Raw genomic sequence first — 2504 nt, forward strand, 5'->3', positions numbered from 1 at the left:
GACGCGGTACGTGGCTCCGATCTGGTGGTGACCGCCATCTACGAAGGGCGCAAAGCGGCCGAAGGGATCATGGACTATCTGGCGGTCTGATCCGACCGGCCAAGACCGTGATGCACTTTCACTATCAGCCCCGCCAATGCGGGGCTGATTTCTTTGACATGCCGCCAGTGAATAGCGATGGCTAACTCTTTGGCATCGGACAAACCCAAGAACTGCGCCATTCTGGCGCGGCATACTCATCGGGCCAATACTCGGTCTGCTGTTGAATTTTACCTTCCGCAACATGGTGAAATGTGACGGCGCGAGCATTTACGACCCCATCGCTGACCAGCACCTCACTGACCACCTCACTCCCTTGTGCCAGAAGACGGACAATCTCGAAGCGCCACAGGCCAGCTGCGGGGTAGCGACGATTGATCTCAATAAAATTCTCTCGCCCCACAATCCGTTCTCCCGATTGGGGCCAGTCACAGAAAAAATCATCTCCCAGCCAGCTTGCCGCCTTCGCAAAGTCATTGCTCTGCATCTCCTGCCAATAGGCCTCTACCACTGCTTTTGGCTCCATGGTGTTCAATTCCATACTCACTCTCCCTACAAACGCACCACCAGCCACTCCCCCTTGCCGACCGGCACCAGCGAGGTGGCAAAGGCCGGATCCTGCCCGACCTCGTTCATCCACTCCACCATCTCGCTGCGATGGGAGATGGCGTTATCGACCACCAGCAGGCCACGGGGGGCCAGCAGACGGCGGATCTGCGGCCACCATGCCCGGTAGTTCTGACGATCCGAATCGAGGAAGATGAGCTGATAGCCGGCTTGCGGCAAGGTCGGTAACAGCTCACTCGCATCCCCTGCCAGCAAGGTTACCCAGGGGGCCAGCCCTGCCCTCTGAAAGTTGTCATGGGCCAGCACGCGCTTATCCTCATCCAGCTCAATGGTGGTAACGTGCCCCTCCAGCCGACGCACAGCTTCTGCCAGCCAGAGTGTGGAGTAACCATTGGAGGTGCCGATCTCCAGCACCGCCTGCGCCCCACGGGTCTGCACCAGCACTGACAGCAACACCCCCGTGTCGCGGGTGATATTGAGCAGCTTGCGGTGGCGTGCCTGCTGCATGCTGTCATTGCGCTCGCCCAGCTGCTCCAGCTGGCGTTTTAACTGTTCCAGTTCCATCGATATCCCTTTCGTCCTTGCCCAAAACCGTTAGCCCACACCTCCAAGCTTGGCATTTGGGAGTCAAATGATTGCTTTCAATCGCCATTCACACCACAAAGGATGAGAAAAGGACAACCATTTGAGGCAGAATTTGTGACGTCTATCTGTTACACTTCGCGCCCGCCATTTTCCGGCTCACTCTCTGACTTGATGTCAGGCGCAGCCGTCGGTGGTTACAACCTCCGTCTCGCTCATGCCGAGCTAACCAAGCCAAACACAGCCCAGCTGGAACACAGGAACCCATTATGAGATTTGAATCGTTCGATTTTGCCCCCGAGATTTTGCGTGCTGTCTCAGATTGCGGTTATCAGGAGATGACCCCTGTGCAGCAACAGGCGATCCCGGCCATTCGCCGTGGCCGCGATGTGCTGGCCAGCGCCCAGACCGGTACCGGCAAGACCGCCGCCTTCGCCCTGCCCATCTTGCAGCGTCTGGTAGACAATCCGGCGCCGGTCCAGCCTTCCAACGCCCGGGGGCTGATCCTGACCCCGACCCGCGAGCTGGCGGCTCAGGTGGCGAGCAACATCAATGACTTCGCCAAGTATCTCGATATCACCACCATCACCATCGTCGGCGGTGGCAAGCAGGACGTGCAGGCCAAGAAGCTCAAAGCGGGCGCTCACATCATTGTGGCCACCCCGGGCCGTCTGCTGGAGCACCTCACCGCCTGCAACCTCAGCCTCTCCGGCGTCGAGTGTCTGGTGATGGATGAAGCGGATCGCATCCTTGACATGGGCTTCAGTGCCGATGTGCAAAAGATCCTGCAAGCGGTCAACAAAACCCGTCAAAACCTGCTCTTCTCCGCCACCTTCTCCGACGCGGTGAAGAAGCTGGCCAACCTGATGCTGGACAGACCGCAGATCGTCAGCGTCAACAAGCAGAACTCCACCGCCGACACCGTCAGCCACACCGTCTATCCGGTCGAGCAGAAGCGCAAGCGCGAGCTGCTCTCAGAGCTGATTGGCAAGCAGAACTGGCAGCAGGTGCTGGTGTTCGCCAGTACCCGCGAGAGCTGTGATGTGCTGGTCGAGGAGCTGAACCTCGACGGCATCAAGTCCGCCGTTGTCCATGGCGAGAAGGCCCAGGGCAACCGTCGCCGCGCCCTGCGCGAATTCATGGAAGGCAAGGTACGGGTACTGGTCGCCACCGAAGTGGCCGCCCGTGGTCTGGATATTCCGGATCTGGAATACGTGGTCAACTATGATCTGCCGTTCCTGGCGGAAGATTACGTCCACCGCATCGGCCGTACCGGTCGTGCCGGCAAGCGCGGCATGGCCATCTCCTTCGTCAGC

Annotated in this window: 3 protein-coding genes; 1 reads left to right on the top strand and 2 read right to left on the bottom strand. The window is 59.2% G+C overall.

Annotation, left to right across the window (positions count from 1 at the left end; genetic code table 11):
- Nucleotides 1-181 precede the first annotated feature (181 nt).
- Nucleotides 182-580 carry a nuclear transport factor 2 family protein gene (locus AB5Y92_RS17745; protein WP_252656920.1) on the bottom strand — a complete coding sequence of 133 codons (399 nt, stop codon included), beginning with the start codon at nt 578-580 and terminating at the stop codon, nt 182-184.
- A gap of 11 nt (nt 581-591) precedes the next feature.
- On the bottom strand, nt 592-1170 hold the full coding sequence (locus tag AB5Y92_RS17750) for an O-methyltransferase (protein WP_368227286.1): 579 nt from the start codon (nt 1168-1170) through the stop codon (nt 592-594).
- A gap of 287 nt (nt 1171-1457) precedes the next feature.
- On the opposite strand from AB5Y92_RS17750, the gene AB5Y92_RS17755 reads away from it, so the two are divergent.
- Nucleotides 1458-2504 (top strand): DEAD/DEAH box helicase (locus AB5Y92_RS17755; RefSeq protein ID WP_368227287.1); only part of this gene is annotated, 1047 nt, incomplete at its 3' end.

Source organism: Aeromonas sp. R1-1 (assembly GCF_040908495.1).
Classification (GTDB): Bacteria; Pseudomonadota; Gammaproteobacteria; order Enterobacterales; family Aeromonadaceae; genus Aeromonas; species Aeromonas veronii.